Raw genomic sequence first — 16,162 nt, 5'->3', positions numbered from 1 at the left:
ACATCACCCGGCGAACTTAACACTAACGGTTAGCCTTTTAGCGCCGTGTGCTGTGTGCCGACGTGGTCGGGCCCGGGAACGGCCCGCGGAGTTCACGCCGTCAGGGCGTCCTACCCAGAACGGGGGCGCGCCCGCCGGCGGCTCGGCTCGCGCTTAGGGGTGCGGGGGGAGCAGGACGGTGAAGGTCGCGCCGGCGCCGGGGGCGGTGGTGATCTCGACGCGTCCGCCGTGCGCGCGCACCAGCGAGGCGACGATGGACAGACCCAGGCCCGCGCCACCGCCGTCGGCGCCCCGGGCGCGGGCCTGGTCGGCGCGGTAGAAGCGGTCGAAGGCGCGCTCGGCCTGCTCGGCGGTCATGCCGGGGCCCTCGTCGCGGAACTCGATGACGGCCAGGCCGTCCCGGGTGCCGACGCCGATGCGGACGGGGGTGCCGGGCGGCGTGTGGGAGACGGCGTTGCCGACGAGGTTGGAGGTGACCTGGCGCAGCCTCGCCTCGTCGCCCAGGACCGGGGCCGGGGACCCGCCCGGGGGCGAGCCGCCGGGGCCGGTGAGGGTGACCGGCCGGTGCGGGTCCAGGGCGCGCAGGTCGTGCAGCGCGTCGGCGGCCAGGGTGCGCAGGTCCATAGGGGTCAGGTGAGGGGGCGGGCCCGTGCCGGCGTCGTACTCGTCGAGCCGGGCCAGCAGAAGCAACTCCTCCACCAGGTCGACCAGTCGGGCCGCCTCGCGCTCGATCCGTCCCATGGCGGCGTCGACGTCGGTCCGCTGGGGCATGCCGCCCATCCGGTACAGCTCGGTGAAGCCCTTGATGCCGGACAGCGGGGTGCGCAGCTCGTGGCTGGCGTCGGCGATGAAGCGGCGCATCCGCTGTTCGGAGGCGTCGCGGGCGGCGTCACCGGCCTCGATCCGGTCGAGCATGCCGTTGAGCGCGGTGGAGAGGCGGCCCAGTTCGGTGCGCGGGGCGGCGCGTTCCGGAACCCGGCTGGAGAGGTCTCCGGCCGCGATGGCGGCGGCCGTGGTCTCGACGCGGCGCAGCGGGCGCAGTCCGGCCCGTACGGCGAACCAGCCGGCGAGGCCGAGGAGGGCCAGTACGGCCGAGTCGATGAACAGGACGCGGCGCACGAGCTGGTCGATCGTCTCGTCCACGACGCTCAGCGAGGCGGCCACGACCACGGCCCCGCCGTCCCGCGTGCCGTCGGCCCCCGGCAGATGGGGCACGGCGGCCACCCGCCAGTCCGGGCCGCCGGTGGCCCGGACGCCAAAGGGGCGGGTTCCGCGTTCGGCGACGGCCGCCGCGTCCAGCCGGGGCAGGTGGGGCGGGGGTCCGGAGGTGGAGCGGACGACGCGGTCCAGGCGTCCGTCGGAGCGCAGGTACAGGACGTGGAACTCGCGGATGAGCTGCTGGTCGACCGCGTCGCGCACCTGCGGGGCCCGGCCGCCGACCAGGTCGGGGAGGGTGGGGAGGCGGGAGGCCACGACGGCGGTGGAGCGGACGCGCTCGTCCAGCTGCGCGACGAGGTCGCGCCGGAGCTGGTCGATGACCAGCACGTTGCTGCCAATCAACGCCGCGACCAGCAGGAGCAACGTGATCGTCAGCACGCGGACGCGCAGCGAGAGCCCGCGCCGGCGAACCCGGCGGGCTCCGCCGCGCGGCCCGGGGGCGCTGGGAGCTGGTACGCCCGGTTCCGCGTCGCCCGCCGGGACGCGCGAGGCCGGGACGCGCGAGGTCGCGCCCACGCCCGGGCCGTACACGGCGGGGCCGGGCCGGCCAGGCGTCCCCGGGCCCGTGCCACCGATGTCCGCGTCGTCGGGTCCCGGGGCGCTGTCGCGTGGGGCGCTGGTCGGCGGGGCACCGGTGGGCGGGACGCTGGTGGGCGTCGGCGCGTCGCTCGGTATCTCGCCGTGCGGGTCGGGGTCGCTCACGGTGGGGGCCTGCGCAGGACGTAGCCGATGCCGCGCACCGTGTGGATCAGCTTCGGTTCGGCGGCGTCCACCTTGCGGCGCAGGTAGCTGACGTAGGAGGCGACGATGCTGTCGTCGCCTCCGAAGTCGTAGCGCCAGACCAGGTCGAGTAGCTGCTCCTTGGACAGCACCTGGCCCGCGTGTTCCATCAGCACCCGTAGCAGGTTGAACTCGGTCGGGGACAGCGGGACCGGCGTCCCGCCGCGCGTGACCTGGTGGCTGTCGCGGTCCAGGCGCAGGTCGCCGACGGTCAACTGGCCGTCGGCGGGCCGGCCGCTGGTGCGGCGCAGGATGGCCCGGATGCGCAGGATCAGCTCCTCCAGGCTGAAGGGCTTGGTGACGTAGTCGTCGCCGCCCGCGCTCAGCCCGGTGATCCGGTCCTCGGTGGCGTCCCGGGCGGTGAGGAAGAGCACCGGCGGCGGCTCGACCGCCCCCGACGTACCCGCCCCGCGCAGCCGGCGTACGACCTCGAAACCGTCGACGTCGGGCAGCATGACGTCGAGGACGATGAGGTCGGGTCGCTCGGCGCGGATCTCGTCCAGGGCCTGGGTGCCGGTGGTCGCCGAGGTGACCGTGAAGCCGGCCAGCCGCAGGCTCGCCGAGAGCAGTTCGCGCAGCGTGGGGTCGTCCTCCACCACCAGCAGTTGGTGTGCCATGGCCGTCTCCCTCGTGACCGTCGCCCCGGGTCTCCCCCGCCCGCGCCGGGTGGGCTCCGCGCGGGGGCCTCGCCCGTGGCCGCTCGCCGCCGACCGTTGCCCGGCCGCGACGGTGCCACGGGGCACGTCCGGCCGCGCCGCATCACGATAGCTGGTGGACCGTCAACAGGCGGGGCCAAGCGGCCTGTTCGGCGCTGGCCGCGCCGGCCGCCTCCGTTGGCCCGGCGAACCCCCGTCCCGGCCGCGTGAGGTGCGCGGACGCCCGGCCGGACCCGGTGGCGCGGCGCGCGCTCACACCCGTCGGCCTCCCCGGGTGTGACTTCCCGTGCGTTCACTGGGCGTTCGATGGGAGTCGGCGCCCCCGCGACCCGCCGCGCGACCCGCGGGCCAGGCGTGGCCCGGCCCGGGCGGGCGAGGCGCTGACCGCCCTCCCATCGGACGCACAGAAAGCACCCACGTCGGTCCCAGACGGCCCGTCCAACCTGGGCCCCGGACGCGCCGCGACGGTCGCCACGGCCGTCCCCGCACGGGGCGCGTGGCAGTGCGCGACCCGACCGGCCCCGCCCTTCGGCAGGCCCGCGGCCTCGCCCGTGAGCGATTCCCTCGGCGGCCAGGAGAGGACTCCATGACAGTCAGCGGCGTGAGCGCCCCGACGCTCGGCGACGGACGACATACGGGATGGAACGCGCGACTGGTCGGCCAGGTGGCCGTGCTGGTCCTCGTCAACTGCATGCTGGACACGGCCGTCTCGGCGCCGCTGCTCGTCCTGGACGACATGCTCGACCACTTCGACACCGACCAGACGGCGTGGCTCAACGCGAGCGCGATGCTGGCGGGGGCGATGTGGGCGCCGCTGCTCGGCAAGAGCGCGGACGTGTACGGCAGGCGGCGGGTGCTCGTGGCGGCGTTGGGCGTGGCGTGCGGGGGCGCGCTCGTGTGCTTCGTGGCCCCCACCCTGTGGGTCTTCATCCTCGGCCGGTTGCTCCAGGGGGCGGCCCTGGCGGCCGTCTTCCTCTCGGTCGCGCTCATCCGCGACCTGTGCGAGCCGCGCATCGGCATGGTCGTCACGGGCCTCGTGACCTCCGGTTCCGCGATCTTCGGCATCGCCTTCCACTTCGTCGTCCCGCCGCTGGCCGCCGAGTTCGGCTTCCGGAGCGTGTTCCTGTTGTCGGCGGTGTTCGCGGCGGTCTCGGCGGCCGTCGTGCGGGGCGTCATGCCCCTGGTGGGGGTCACGACGCCGGGCCGGGTGGACGTCGTCGGGGCCCTCGTGCTGGGGGGCGGGCTCGCGGCGGTGCTCAGCTACATCAGTCTCGGGTCGGAACTGGGCTGGCTGGCGGTGGGCCCGTTGGCCCTGCTGGCCGCCGGTGTCGCCGCGCTGGCCCGGTGGTTCCTGGTGACGAGTCGGGTGCCCGAGCCCGTGGTCGACATCCGCGATCTCGGCCGGCCGCTGGTGCTCACGCTCCTGGTGACCGTCCTGTGCACGGGCGCGTACCAGAGCATGCTCCAACTCTTCGGCCTGATCATCGACGTCTCGCCGGACGAGGGGCTCGGCTACGGGTGGGACGTACCGGCGGCGAAGGGGCTGCTGTTCGGGATGCCGGCGATCGGCGCCATGCTCGGCGGCACCCTGGCCGGCACGCTCGCGACCCGCATCGGCCCGGCCCGGACGCTGGCGATCGGGGTGGGGGTCGGGATGGTGGGCACCTTCGGCATGTTCCTGGGTGTCTCGCGGTTCGCCGTGGCCATGGGGTGTGCCCTGCTGCTGGGCCTGACGGCCGGGGCGTTGGTGACCTCCGGCTTCAACATGGCGGCGACTCTGGTCACCGGCGAGCGGCAGGGGATGGTGTCCAGCCTGGTGATGACCGTGATCGCGATCGGGTCGGTGGTCCTGAACTTCGTGGGCGCGGCCGTGCTCAACTCGACCGACCTGCGCGTGGCCGGCGACACCGTGAACTCGGCCACGGGCGTGCTCGGTTACGTCGCGATCGCGGCCGGCGCCTTCGTCCTCGCCGCGCTACCGGCCGTCGCCCTGGTCCGCACCCCGCGCCGACTCTCCGCGACACCCACCCCGGGCCCCCAACCGGCCCGTCGACCGCCGGCCCCCCACTGAGCCCGGACCCCGCCCCCCGACCGTGCGGGGCACGTGCCCGGCACGCCCCGCACGCCCCACCCGAAGCGGCCCGGCCCGTACGTCACCACTCGCGCCCCGGCCCGTACCAGCTCCCCCCGCACCAGCTCACACCCTCAGCAGAAAGGATCTGCCATGAACCACTCGGCTAACCGCAGGGTTCTGATCTCCGGCGCCAGCATCGCCGGCCCCACCCTGGCCTACTGGTTGCACCAGTACGGCTTCGAGGTCACCGTGGTCGAGAAGGCCACACACGTCCGGGGCGGCGGGTACCCCGTCGACGTTCGGGGCACGGCGCTGGGCGTCGTGGACCGGATGGGCCTGCTGGCACGGTTGCGCGAGGTCCGTGTGGACACCCGGCGGGTCTCCTTCGTGGACTCCGCCGGCGCCCCGATCGGCACCATCCGCCCCGAACAGGTCACCGGCGGGGAGACGGACCGGGATGTCGAGATACGCCGCGGCGACCTGGCCGACGCGCTGTACACGCCGATCCGCGACGCGGTGGAGTTCCGCTTCGGCGACTCCATCGCCACCCTCACCGACCACGGGGACCGTGTGGACGTCGTCTTCCGCGGAGGCGACCGGCGCACGTTCGACCTGGTCATCGGCGCCGACGGGCTGCACTCGCGCACGCGCGGCCTGGCCTTCGGGCCGGAGGAGACCTTCCACCACTACCTCGGCTCCGCCTTCGCGGGGTTCACCCTGCCGGGCGACCTGGGGCTGGCCCACGAGGTCGTGGCCTGGAACGCGCCGGGGCGGGCGGCGGTCCTCTTCGCCCAGGAGCCCGGCGAGAGCCTGCACGGCTTCCTCGTCTTCACCCGGGAGACGCCGCCCTTCGACGCCTTCCGGAACCCCTCGGCCCAGCGCGACCTGGTCGCCGCCATGTTCCCCGAGCGGAGTTGGGAGGTTCCGCGTCTGGTGGCGGCGATGCGGGAGGCCGACGACCTGTTCTTCGACGTCGTCAGCCAGATCCGGATGCCGGCCTGGTCGGCCGGGCGCGTCGCGCTCGTCGGCGACGCCGCGTTCGCGCCCTCGTTCCTCTCGGGCCAGGGCTCCAGTGTCGCCCTGGTCGCGGCCTACGTCCTGGCCGGCGAGTTGGCCCGGCACGCCGACCACACCGCGGCCTTCGCGGCGTACGAGAAGGTGGCACGCCCCTTCGTCGAACGGAACCAGGCCCTGGCGACCGACGGCAGCAGCGTCTTCCCCACCACCCGGGAGGCCCTCGACGCGCGTGACGCGGCACTGCGCGCGGCGTCGGGCTCGACTCCGCCGAGCGGGGCCGCCGCGCGCAACGCGGTCCACACCTCGCTGGTCCTGCCGGACTACCCACGGCCGGCCTGACGCCCCTTCGGGTCCGACCGCCGGGCGTGGCGGTCGGACCCGATCTCCGCGCGCCGCGACTCGCGGGGCGCGGCGGACTCACGCGCGTGGGCGCGCTGTCGACGACCGTGCCATGGCACACACTCCACGCGCCGCTCCGTCATGGCCGGAGCGGCCCGGGTCACCGGCGCCTCCCTGTGCGCCCCTCCCGCCGCACGGGCCGCCGGCCGGGTGGTCGGGGAACGGCGTCTGGACGAGCGGCTGGTCGCACCGACCCCGCGCTCCCCCGCCCTGGGCCGCACCGGTCCGGTGGCCCTCCTCACTCCGCACGGCTGGGACCGCCGCCGCCCGGGTGGCCACTGGCCGACGCGCTACCTGCTGGCCGGCGGCAACGGCGACCACACCGTGTGGACCGAGAGGTTCCACGTGCAGGGCCTGGTCGAACTGCACGACGTGCTGGTGGTCATGCCCGCCATGCCGGTGTTCGGCTTCTGGGCCGACCGGTGGAACCACGGCGCCGGGGGCGCGCCCCGCACCCGCGCCTACTTCCCGCGCGAGGTCCTTCCGCTGGTCCAGCGCGACCACGGGGCCGGCCACGCCGGGTGGCGGAGGGCGGGCCCCAGGGCGGTTTCGGGGCCCTGGGACCCGCCGCACGGTGCGGCGCGCCCGACCGGCCGCGAGGGCCCCCGCACGCCACGCGCCACACGCCAGGTGTGGCGGGAGGCGCGGCGGCGGGAGGCGCGGCGGCGAGTAGCGCGGGCGTCACCCGGGCGGCCGGTTCCGGACGGGCGTCGGCGGCGTGTTCGGGGTGGCCGGGAATAGGTGTCCGGTGGGCGGGGCTTGATCTTCGACATGACCGTCTCCTCGTACGACCCGCGCACGCTGCTCGCGGAAAGCCGGCTCGGTGTCCTGGCCACCATCAAGTCGGACGGCCGCCCCCAGCTCTCCCCCGTGATGCCCTTCTACGACCGCGAGGCCGAAGTCCTCTACGTCTCGATGACCGAGGGGCGGGCCAAGACGGCGAACCTGCGCCGCGACCCGCGCGCCGCGTTGGAGGTGACCAGCCCCGACGGCTTGGCCTGGGCCACCGCCGAGGGCACGGCGACGCTGACCGGGCCGGGCACCGACCCGCGCGGCCCGGAGGTCGAGGCGCTGGTGGCGTACTACCAGCGGGCGGCCGGGGAGCACCCGGACTGGGACGAGTACCGGGCCGTGATGGTCTCCGACCGTCGGGTGCTGATGACGATGGCCGTCGAGCACGTCTACGGCGCGAAGATCCGCTGACACCGCCGGGGTGTGGTCCCGGGCGGTGTCCAGGGGCCGGCCGCCGGGCCCGGGGCCGCTGACGCCCGGGCGGGTGTCGGCACCCGCCGAGGCGGCACCTGACATCTCGTGCCGTGACCAATGGCCGATACAGGCTCCTCGCGAAGAACAGGCTTACGCCGCTCTGGCCGGGGCACGTGGGTGGTGACGGACTCTTACATCGGGATGAAAGGAATCATCGTGTCGTTTCTCTGGGCCATCATCGCGGGGCTTGTCATCGGCCTTCTGGCAAAGCTCGTCCTCCCCGGACGCCAGCCCATCCCCCTGTGGCTCACGGTGATTCTGGGTATCGTCGGCGGCCTCGCCGGCAACGGGCTCGCCTCCGCGTTCGGGGTGCGTGACACCAACGGCGTCGACTGGATTCGCCACTTCTTCCAGATCGGCGTCGCCGCCGTACTGATCTCGGCCCTCACCCCCCTGTGGCTGCGGCGACGCACCTGACGCGCGACACCCTCGCGCCTTCCCCACCCGCGCCCCTTCGGCTCCGGACCGGCACCCGCCGCACGATCGGCGGGTGCCGGTCCCGACTCGCGGGGCCCCCAGTCGCCGAGCGCACGGGGAGGCGGCGCCATCACCGGCGCACTCCGGCCACCACACACTCGCCCGCCAGGCGGCACCGACCCGTCAGCCGCGGCGTGCGAGCCGAGGTGAGCTCACGCAGGCGGGACGGCACCCCGCCCCACCAGCCGTGCACGCCCCGCCATGCGCGCGTGCCGGCAACCGACGCGCCACACGGGGCCTCCCCCGGTCTGGGGGCGCGCTGGTGGGGACGGCCGGGATCGGTCCCGGCTCGCGGTGGGACGGTGCGGGGCGCGCCGCCGATGGCGCATCATGAGCACCGACACCAGTCGTACGCGGGACGCGGTCCCGGGGAACGTGGCCGTTGGACGCCCGTGGCCGGTCGGGGCGTCGGCGAGCCGAGAGGAGTGCGCATGGCCGTGGTTACGCGTTGGGTCACCCACGTCGAGCTGGACGACGCCGCCGCGAACGGTCGGCAGGTCTCGGTCTCGGCCCGACTCACGGCCGCACTCTCCGACGGGCGTGCCCTGGTGCTGCTCGGCGATCGTGGCTGGAGCGTCTCCAGTCCCGTGGACATCCGGACCACGACCTCGGCCCAGGACATCGAGCGGGAGGCCCGGACCGTGGTCGGGCCGGACGAACCCTTCGACGGCGGGACCCAGGAGCAGGCGGAAGCCGCGCACTGGAACTCCCTCGCCGACATCCTCCGACGCCAGGGGGTCGAGGTGGGCGCGCACGAGCTGGAGCGGCTGCCACACGACGTCGTGCTCGGCAACCGCCTTCGCGCCTGGATGGCCTGACGCGCTCGGGCGACCAGAGCGGCACGCCGCCGGACGCACGAGGGCCGGCCGGCGCGGGCGGCGGCCCGTCGGTCCGGCACCCCGCCGAGCGCGAAGCGGCGACCGGGCGGCGGCAGCCCGCGTGCCGGTGGCCGGGAGGCGACGGGGCAGGCCCTCTTCCGGTCAGTCAAGATCGGACATGTCGAGGACGAAGCGGTAGCGGACGTCGTTGCGCCCGAGGCGGTCGAGCGCCGTGTCCACCTGTGCCGAGGGGAGCAGCTCGATAGCGGCGGCGACGCGGTTGTCGGCACAGAACTGGAGCATCTCGGCGGTCGCCGGGCGGCCTCCGCTACCCGCCGAGCTGAGCTTCTTACGGCCGATGAGCAGATCCGTGACCTCGACGGTCACCGGGCCCAGGTACCCGAGGACGCTGAGGGTGCCGTCCATCGCCACCAGCCCCAGGTACGGGGCGAGGTCGTGGGGGGCGGAGATGGTGTCGATGACGACGTCGAAGGCGTCACGCGCCGAGGCCATGCGCTGGGTGTCGGTGGAGGCGATGATGTCGTGCGCGCCGAGCTCGCGGGCGTCCGCACGCTTGTCCTGGCTGCGGCTGACGACCGTGGTGGCGGCTCCCAGCGCCACGGCCATCTTGACCGCGAGGTGGCCCAGCCCGCCGAGTCCGGCCACGGCGACGCGGCTGCCGGGGCCCACACCGAGATGACGCAGGGGTTCCCAGACGGTGACGCCGGCACACAACAGCGGGGCGGCGGCGGCCGGGTCGAGGCCGGCGGGGAGGAGGTAGGCGAAGGTGTCGCGCACGACGTACTCGCGGGAGAAGCCGCCCAGTGTCGTCGTCCCGTCCCGCCGGTCGGCGCCTCCGTAGGACAGCGTCGGGAAGGAACGGCAGAAGTTCTCCTGTCCGGCTTCGCACATGGCGCACACACCGCAGGAGTCGACGATGTTGCCCACGGCGACGTGGTCGCCCACCGCGAAGGTGGTCACCTCCCGCCCGATCTCCGTCACCACGCCGGTGAACTCGTGCCCCGGCACCAGGGGCACCGCCGCGCGCGGGTCGTACTCTCGCACGGCGTGCAGATCGCTGTGGCACACCCCGCAGTAGTCGACCCGCAGCGCGATGTCGTCCGGCCGCAGGTCACGGCGCTCCAACGACGTCCGCCGCAGCGTCGTGGGGCCGACCGCCCGCCACCCGGTAGTCGTGCGCATCCTCACTCCTCAAACAGACTGGTTGGTCTATTCGAGGCTAGACCCGCCCATCCCACAAGGCAAACCAACTGTTCTGTTTGGTAGGGTCGGGCCATGCCGGACCAGCCCCAGACCTCGCGCGGAGCCGCGACCTACCAGCGCATCCTGGACGCCGCCACCGAGGAGTTCGCCCAACACGGCATCGCCGGCGCGCGCGTCGAACGCGTCGTGAGGGCAGCGCGGACCAACAAGGCCCAGCTCTACGCCTACTTCGGCGACAAGGAGCGACTGTTCGACGCGATCTTCCTCAGCTCGCTGGAGCGCATCACCAACGTCGTGCCCATCGACGCCGAGGACCTCGCGGAGTGGGCCGTACGCCTCTACGACGAGTACCTACGCCGCCCCGACCTCATCCGGCTGGCGACCTGGGCGCGACTGGAGCGCCGACCCGTCGGGCACCTCGTCGAGACGCACCAGCACTACGACGACCGCAAGCTCACGGCCATCGCCGAGGCCCAGGCCGCCGGGCGCGTTCGCGCGGGTGACCCGTTCGACATCATGGCCATGGTCATCGCCATGTCCATGGCCTGGTCTCCGGTCAGCAACGTCTACGCGGCCAGCGACCAGGAACCCGACGACGTACACGACCAGCGTCGCGCCCTGCTGCGCGACTGCGTGCGCGGCGCTACCGCCGGCGGCGGGAGCGCGCCCCGCGCCTGACCACCGCCCCCGGTGGCACTCACGCGTACCGCCCGGGCCGCGACGCCCCCCACGAGATCTCCCTGTGGACCGGCGACCGGATCGAGGGCGTGCTGTCCGACCACGGGCCTGACCCACGTGACCGGCCAGGCGATCTGGGCGATCGATCCGACCGAGGCGCCCCCTCGGCGAAGGAGTCGACCAGCCCCCTTCACCCGGCTGAGCACCGCCGAACCGCACTCCCCGACGCGTCTCGTGAGCAACGCACTCGAATCCGCCGGGGGCCGGCGTGAGATGCGGGGTGTGAGGAGGGCTGGCCAGCGAGAGTCCCTGCGGGTTCCGGCGCATGGCCCGATACGCCGACACACCCCGCGAGTTCACGGCCCAGAGGCTGGAAAGGTCCTTGCGAACCGCCGGGGAGGCGGGAAGGACGCGGATACACACCGGCTGCCTGATGGGGAGAAGGCGATGTCCATGACTGCGGCCAACAGAGAAGGCGTATCTCGCGGCGATCGAGACGGCTGTGGCCCAGCGCCCGGACCTGGTCCACTACTGGGTGTTGTACGGGCCGCCGCGCCACCGCGCGCTGGCCGATCATCTGGTGCGGCTGTTGGAGCTGCGCGATCCGTCCGCGCGCGCCACAACGGTGTGAAGACGCCGCACATCGGCCTGGTCGAATCGGCGTCGGCGCTGGAGCGCTTCTTCGTGGCATCGGAGACGCAAGCGGTCGTGCCACTGCCGTCCTTCCACGGCGCCGAAGGGTTTGATTGCGGCGCCCTGCTCAGTCGGGAGGCGGCAGTGGGTCTGGTCCACCATGGGCGGGAGGCGTGTGCTTCGGCGCGACTGGTGGAGACGATCGACGCCGTGCGCGGTCACCCCGATCGCCACGTGGCCGCCCTTCCGTCTCGCCGAGGACGAACAACCCGCCGCCGCCCTGTCGCAAGCCGCCGCCGAAGCGGAGCTCGCGGTGAGGGCGAAGACAGCCGGCCCCCAACATCGGCAACCTGCTCGCGCGTACCAACCCTCCACGGGCGATGCCACGAACACCCTCACCAGTTCAGCCGCGCCCTCCCCGGAAGCGGCGACCGCCGGCTCGTAGCCCCGCTGTCGCACGGCGGTCCGCGCCTCGCCGTGGCGCGGTCTCGACGTCAACGCCTCCCGGCCGGATTCGACTCGCTTCCCCGATTCCCGGAGGCGAGCACGGGAATTCCCGAAAGCATCTCCTGAGTCAGCGCGGTCCTTGCAACCGATCTACCATGACCACGACGGGAATGTGACACCCATTCACCCGTGCCCACTTTCCGGGTGTCATCTGACCCGTCGAGGAGGCGATTATGAAGAGAATCGGAACGATCTCCGGAAGCGTGGTTCTCGCGGCCGTGACGCTGACATGGGCGGGGTCGGCACAGGCCGCGCCCAGTTACGTCCTGAAGAATCACAAGACCGGCCTCTGCCTGACCGCTGGCAGTACCGACGGAGGATTCGCCACCCGGGACTGCACGAAGGGCGACCTCTACCAGAGGTTCTCGCTGGTGCCCCTCGATGACGGGACCGTGGAAATCATGTCCGAGGGCACCGGGAAGTGCCTCGACGGCAGCCATGCCGGCAACATCTACCAGACCACCTGCAATCCGGAGAACCCTTACATGCACTGGTACGTCACCGAAAGGGGGACGGATTCCTACTCCTACCGAAGCAAGGGCTCGGACCTCTGCCTGGACAGCGCCAGCGACGGGAGGGCCTACGGCCACACGTGCAACGACGGCGAATACCAGGTGTGGTCGCGACTCGCTCCCTAAAGCGTTCGAGTGATTCTGGTCGTGTACACACTCACAGTGGCTTGCCCTGGCGTATTGAATGGCCCGGTGTCGGAATCCCATTCACCACTCCGACCGGACCGCCAGAAGGAGTAGCCATGTCCGTCTACACGCTCAATATCGACCCGCTGGAACACGCGGACTACATCGTCAACACCCTGCAGGACCGGGTCGCCGTGGCCAAGAAGGTCGATGGCGCCGGCGGATACCAGGGGAAGAACCCCGCGGACGTCGCCTGGCAGATCTTCTCCCCGGTGGCCAACAACCAGGTCACGTGGGAGGCGAACTACTCGGTGTTCGCGTCGAACATCACGGTCTCGGACGGCGCTGTGATCACGCAGACCGCGCCGCTGCTGACTCCTCCCGCGCAGTCCGGCATCGTGTACTCCTTCGACGGGACGTCGGTGAAGCGCACCACGGAGACCGGCACGGTAGGCAGTTACACCATCAGGAATGACGCCCCGAAGGTCGTGTGGAACCTCGGCCTCTCCCAGCCGAACAACAAGAGCGGCGGAAAGTTCACTTCGGTCGCTCTCACCCCGGCCGGCCCCGGGGAGACCGCCGAGTTCACCCCCCACGAGACGGTCTACGTGTTCCTGACGAAGCACACCCAGGACGGCACGATCACCATCAGCAAGTGGTCGCCCTACGTGGAGGTCACCCTCCAGCCGGACGTTCCGCAGACGCTGCACTTCGACAAGGACCACACCAAGTTCTTCGTGGACAACCCGAAGAAGTAGCCCCCGAAGGAGCCCCGGCCGGCCCTCCCCGCCGTCCCCCCGCCGGGAGGACCGGCCGTCAGGGCCGGACGGTGGTTCGCTTCGCATCCCACCACCGATCGGACGTGTTGACGCGCGACGCGGTGGTCACCCAGGCGTCGAAGTCCACGTCGCCCGTGTAGTCGCCCGGGACGGTGCACTTCAGGACCACGCTCGCCAGGGGCTTCCCGGTCGCACCGGTGGGCGCGGGGAACGAGACGGGCTGGGTCAGCACACCGGACACGATCGCCCCCTTCCCGTGCGAGGCGCCGTTGAAGTCCGAGCACTCCGGCTGCGCCGGCGCCGTCAGGTGGGTGGAGAGCCGGGCGCACACCACGGCGTCCGGGCAGTCGTCCAGGCCGCTGTTCCAGACGGTGACGGTGTAGGTGAGCGGCCCACCCGCCCGCGCGTCGGACGGGGCGTCGATCTCCAGCGACACCGAGGTGGGCAGGGCCACGGCCACGTTGCGGATCCGGTGCTCGGCCGTGGCCTCCCCGGTGGCGGCGGCGAAGGCGATCGCGTACGGCCCCGTCAACTGCTCCCGCACGTCCAGGTCCTCGATGACCACCTTCGGACCGGAGCGGGCCGCGCTCCACAGCGCCACCCTGAGGTGGCCGTCGGCCACCCGCACCTGGGAGTGCCGCCCTTCCGCCCAGCCACCCCGGAAGCCTCCCTCGGCCGCCGCGCCGCCCAGCCACGGGAAGCCGTCGAAGCGGTTGCCCGCGCCACGGACACCGACGCTGTCCGGGTGACGGTCCGTGCCGCCGGTGCCGGTGAGCCCCGTAGCGAAGTCACCGAAGGTGTCGAAGCCGACGCCCAGGTACCCGTCGGCCACACCCGGCTCGTAGATCTTCTTGTAGTTGACGAACGAGTAGCCCAACCCGGCCCCGTACGCCCCCGGGGCGCCGGTGCCGTGCGCGAGGAGGAGGACGCAGAAGCCGTCGCCGAGGCCGCCGCCGCCCTCGCCGCCGGTCACCGCGTAGTCGAAGTCGATGACGAGGTCGCCTCCGGCCGGGAACGACTCCGCGGACAGCAGGGCCAGGCCGGCCCGCTCGGGTTCGTCGGTGGTCAGCCGGAGTCCGTCGGCGTCGGCCCGCACGCCCTTGGACAGCACCCACTGGTGGCGGAGCGGGGAGCCGTCGAAGGGCTCGAAGACGGGGTGCGCGCTGGCCATGGTGATCTCCTCCAGGGGGCGGGCTCGACGTGGGCGGGTACTGGCGGGCGTCTGCCAGAGCGGTGACGGTGGCACCGCTCACCGCTCGTGGGGCGGGCCGCCGGGAATCGTCGGCACACCCCCGACAGACCCCCACCATCCAGCCATCCTCCGCACGCGACCCGCCCGGGTGGATCTGCCATGTGGAGGTGATTCACAGGCGAATGGCCCAGTCCGCGCCCCACCGGACGCCGTGATCTCGTTCGCCATTCCTGGTCCCTCGCGTTCCACCGGCGCTGTCGGTGCGCCGCCCGGCATACTGCGGGCCGACCACACCGAGCACGGAGCCCACCGCGCGCCCCTCGCGCGGCCTCTGCTCGGGCAGCACGTCGAGGTCCCGCTGGAGTGTCGCTGATCGTCGCGGAGTGCCGCCCGGAGTCGTCGGAAGCGGATGACGCCGCGGGCGCGTTCGAGCGGGCCCTAATGAAGGTCGGCACGTCGCTCGTAGCGGGTGCGGGGTCACGCGCACCCGCGAGGCCCACCCGCTCACTCGCGGTCGCCCCACCGCCACCGCGACCGTCGCGCACCCGTGTCGGAAACAGCGGACCACCATGACGAGATCACCGTGGTGGGGGTTCCCGCCCCATACTGGTTCGACTGTTCGCGCTGGGGAACCCGCCTCCACCCCTGGTGCGACGCCACGGCCAAGAACTGTTCAAGGCTAACCTGACCCGCGAAAACGCAGCTCACAGACCCGTCTGCTAGTGCACCAGGGAGAGACAGTTGAGGATGCTCATCAATGTGCCCGAGACCGTGGTCGCCGACGCGTTGCGGGGGATGGCCGCCACGCATCCGGAGCTGACGGTGGATGTGGACCGTCGCGTGATCGTGCGGCGGGACGCGCCGGTGGCCGGGAAGGTGGCCCTGGTGTCGGGCGGCGGGTCGGGGCACGAGCCGTTGCACGGGGGGTTCGTGGGGCCGGGGATGTTGGACGCGGCCTGTCCCGGGGAGATCTTCACCTCGCCCGTGCCGGACCAGATGGTCAGGGCGGCGGCGGCCGTGGACAGCGGCAGTGGCGTGCTGTTCGTGGTCAAGAACTACACCGGCGACGTGCTCAACTTCGACATGGCCATGGAACTCGCCGAGGACGAGGGGGTTCAGGTGGCCAAGGTCGTCGTGGACGACGACGTCGCGGTCATCGACAGTGAGCACACCGCCGGTCGGCGTGGCACGGGGGCCACGCTGTTCGTGGAGAAGATCGCGGGTGCCGCCGCCGAGGAGGGCGCCCCGTTGGACCGGGTGGCGGCCATCGCCCGCCGGGTCAACGCGTCCGCGCGCAGCTTCGGGGTCGCGCTCAGCGCCTGCTCGACGCCGGCCAGGGGCGGACCGACGTTCGAACTGCCCGACGGGGAGCTGGAACTGGGCGTGGGCATCCACGGCGAGCCGGGGCGCGCCCGGCGTCCCATGATGACCTCGCACGAGATCGCGGACTTCGCCGTGGACGCCGTACTGGAGGACCTGCGGCCGACCAACCCCGTGCTGCTGCTGGTGGGGGGCGCCGGCGCCACCCCGCTGCTCGAACTGTACGGGTACGCCGCCGAGGTGCACCGGGTGCTGGCCGAGCGAGGAGTGCCGGTGCTGCGCAGCCTGGTCGGGGACTACGTCACCTCGCTCGACATGGCTGGTTGCACGGTGACGCTGTGTCAGGCCGACGAGGAGTTGCTGCGGCTGTGGGACGCGCCGGTGCGCACTCCCGCCCTGCGCTGGGGCCTGTAGCGGCGCGGGCCCGCCGCTACCGGCGGGGCCGGGCACGCTGCGTAGGGTGGGCCGCAGCGATGGAAGAGGACC

15 protein-coding genes are annotated in these 16,162 nt (G+C 72.8%); 11 read left to right on the top strand and 4 right to left on the bottom strand.

Translation table 11 applies throughout. The features are described 5' to 3' along the window. Positions 1 to 153: 153 nt before the first annotated feature. Positions 154 to 1,920 carry an ATP-binding protein gene (locus ACFVFR_RS21895; protein WP_383704229.1) on the bottom strand — a complete coding sequence of 589 codons (1,767 nt, stop codon included), beginning with the start codon at positions 1,918 to 1,920 and terminating at the stop codon, positions 154 to 156. Next, a complete protein-coding gene (locus tag ACFVFR_RS21890) occupies positions 1,917 to 2,615 on the bottom strand; it encodes a response regulator transcription factor (protein WP_383704227.1) in 699 nt (232 codons plus the stop codon). Before ACFVFR_RS21890 ends, ACFVFR_RS21895 begins: the two co-directional genes overlap by 4 nt. Positions 2,616 to 3,240: 625 nt before the next feature. Here ACFVFR_RS21890 and ACFVFR_RS21885 point away from each other — a divergent pair. The 6 genes from ACFVFR_RS21885 (at position 3,241) to ACFVFR_RS21860 (ending at position 8,705) form a co-directional block, all read left to right on the top strand. After that, the gene (locus tag ACFVFR_RS21885; protein ID WP_383704225.1) at positions 3,241 to 4,725 is read left to right on the top strand and encodes an MFS transporter; all 1,485 of its coding nucleotides are present in this window, start codon (positions 3,241 to 3,243) and stop codon (positions 4,723 to 4,725) included. A gap of 153 nt (positions 4,726 to 4,878) precedes the next feature. Continuing rightward, positions 4,879 to 6,084: an FAD-dependent monooxygenase gene (locus ACFVFR_RS21880; protein ID WP_383704223.1), complete on the top strand. Its 1,206-nt coding sequence runs from the start codon at positions 4,879 to 4,881 to the stop codon at positions 6,082 to 6,084. A 141-nt stretch (positions 6,085 to 6,225) separates the two neighbouring features. Further along, on the top strand, positions 6,226 to 6,885 hold the full coding sequence (locus tag ACFVFR_RS21875) for a hypothetical protein (RefSeq protein ID WP_383704221.1): 660 nt from the start codon (positions 6,226 to 6,228) through the stop codon (positions 6,883 to 6,885). 30 nt (positions 6,886 to 6,915) lie between these two features. After that, on the top strand, positions 6,916 to 7,347 hold the full coding sequence (locus ACFVFR_RS21870) for a PPOX class F420-dependent oxidoreductase (RefSeq protein WP_383704282.1): 432 nt from the start codon (positions 6,916 to 6,918) through the stop codon (positions 7,345 to 7,347). 219 nt (positions 7,348 to 7,566) lie between these two features. Then, positions 7,567 to 7,827 carry a GlsB/YeaQ/YmgE family stress response membrane protein gene (locus ACFVFR_RS21865; protein WP_383704219.1) on the top strand — a complete coding sequence of 87 codons (261 nt, stop codon included), beginning with the start codon at positions 7,567 to 7,569 and terminating at the stop codon, positions 7,825 to 7,827. A gap of 491 nt (positions 7,828 to 8,318) precedes the next feature. Further along, positions 8,319 to 8,705, top strand: a complete 387-nt coding sequence (locus tag ACFVFR_RS21860; RefSeq protein WP_383704217.1) for a hypothetical protein — start codon at positions 8,319 to 8,321, stop codon at positions 8,703 to 8,705. A 162-nt stretch (positions 8,706 to 8,867) separates the two neighbouring features. Here ACFVFR_RS21860 and ACFVFR_RS21855 read toward each other — a convergent pair whose 3' ends face one another. Then, on the bottom strand, positions 8,868 to 9,908 hold the full coding sequence (locus tag ACFVFR_RS21855) for an NAD(P)-dependent alcohol dehydrogenase (protein WP_383704215.1): 1,041 nt from the start codon (positions 9,906 to 9,908) through the stop codon (positions 8,868 to 8,870). A gap of 93 nt (positions 9,909 to 10,001) precedes the next feature. On the opposite strand from ACFVFR_RS21855, the gene ACFVFR_RS21850 reads away from it, so the two are divergent. From ACFVFR_RS21850 to ACFVFR_RS21835, 4 genes are all read left to right on the top strand, one after another. After that, positions 10,002 to 10,607 (top strand): TetR family transcriptional regulator, encoded by a 606-nt coding sequence (locus ACFVFR_RS21850; protein WP_383704213.1) that lies wholly within the window; start codon positions 10,002 to 10,004, stop codon positions 10,605 to 10,607. A 502-nt stretch (positions 10,608 to 11,109) separates the two neighbouring features. Beyond that, positions 11,110 to 11,238 (top strand): hypothetical protein, encoded by a 129-nt coding sequence (locus ACFVFR_RS21845; RefSeq protein ID WP_383704211.1) that lies wholly within the window; start codon positions 11,110 to 11,112, stop codon positions 11,236 to 11,238. Between the two features lie 682 nt (positions 11,239 to 11,920). Next, positions 11,921 to 12,385 (top strand): RICIN domain-containing protein, encoded by a 465-nt coding sequence (locus tag ACFVFR_RS21840; RefSeq protein ID WP_383704209.1) that lies wholly within the window; start codon positions 11,921 to 11,923, stop codon positions 12,383 to 12,385. Between the two features lie 116 nt (positions 12,386 to 12,501). Continuing rightward, the gene (locus ACFVFR_RS21835; RefSeq protein ID WP_383704207.1) at positions 12,502 to 13,143 is read left to right on the top strand and encodes a hypothetical protein; all 642 of its coding nucleotides are present in this window, start codon (positions 12,502 to 12,504) and stop codon (positions 13,141 to 13,143) included. 58 nt (positions 13,144 to 13,201) lie between these two features. Here ACFVFR_RS21835 and ACFVFR_RS21830 read toward each other — a convergent pair whose 3' ends face one another. After that, entirely contained in the window at positions 13,202 to 14,335 is a 1,134-nt protein-coding gene (locus tag ACFVFR_RS21830; RefSeq protein ID WP_383704205.1) for a hypothetical protein, read from the bottom strand. A 762-nt stretch (positions 14,336 to 15,097) separates the two neighbouring features. Here ACFVFR_RS21830 and dhaK point away from each other — a divergent pair. Next, positions 15,098 to 16,090, top strand: a complete 993-nt coding sequence (gene dhaK / locus ACFVFR_RS21825; RefSeq protein WP_383704203.1) for a dihydroxyacetone kinase subunit DhaK — start codon at positions 15,098 to 15,100, stop codon at positions 16,088 to 16,090. Positions 16,091 to 16,162: the final 72 nt, after the last annotated feature.

It is taken from the genome of Streptomyces sp. NPDC057702 (assembly GCF_042799315.1).
Classification (GTDB): domain Bacteria; phylum Actinomycetota; class Actinomycetes; order Streptomycetales; family Streptomycetaceae; genus Streptomyces.
This window is presented reverse-complemented; position numbering and strand designations above follow the sequence as displayed.

What these genes read in the sequence shown, in the direction of transcription:
- ACFVFR_RS21890 (WP_383704227.1), bottom strand. Translation starts at nt 2,615, where the DNA reads ATGGCACACCAACTGCTGGTGGTGGAGGACGACCCCACGCTGCGCGAA.
- ACFVFR_RS21885 (WP_383704225.1), top strand. Translation starts at nt 3,241, where the DNA reads ATGACAGTCAGCGGCGTGAGCGCCCCGACGCTCGGCGACGGACGACAT.
- ACFVFR_RS21880 (WP_383704223.1), top strand. Translation starts at nt 4,879, where the DNA reads ATGAACCACTCGGCTAACCGCAGGGTTCTGATCTCCGGCGCCAGCATC.
- ACFVFR_RS21875 (WP_383704221.1), top strand. Translation starts at nt 6,226, where the DNA reads ATGGCCGGAGCGGCCCGGGTCACCGGCGCCTCCCTGTGCGCCCCTCCC.
- ACFVFR_RS21870 (WP_383704282.1), top strand. Translation starts at nt 6,916, where the DNA reads ATGACCGTCTCCTCGTACGACCCGCGCACGCTGCTCGCGGAAAGCCGG.
- ACFVFR_RS21860 (WP_383704217.1), top strand. Translation starts at nt 8,319, where the DNA reads ATGGCCGTGGTTACGCGTTGGGTCACCCACGTCGAGCTGGACGACGCC.
- ACFVFR_RS21855 (WP_383704215.1), bottom strand. Translation starts at nt 9,908, where the DNA reads ATGCGCACGACTACCGGGTGGCGGGCGGTCGGCCCCACGACGCTGCGG.
- ACFVFR_RS21850 (WP_383704213.1), top strand. Translation starts at nt 10,002, where the DNA reads ATGCCGGACCAGCCCCAGACCTCGCGCGGAGCCGCGACCTACCAGCGC.
- ACFVFR_RS21840 (WP_383704209.1), top strand. Translation starts at nt 11,921, where the DNA reads ATGAAGAGAATCGGAACGATCTCCGGAAGCGTGGTTCTCGCGGCCGTG.
- ACFVFR_RS21835 (WP_383704207.1), top strand. Translation starts at nt 12,502, where the DNA reads ATGTCCGTCTACACGCTCAATATCGACCCGCTGGAACACGCGGACTAC.
- ACFVFR_RS21830 (WP_383704205.1), bottom strand. Translation starts at nt 14,335, where the DNA reads ATGGCCAGCGCGCACCCCGTCTTCGAGCCCTTCGACGGCTCCCCGCTC.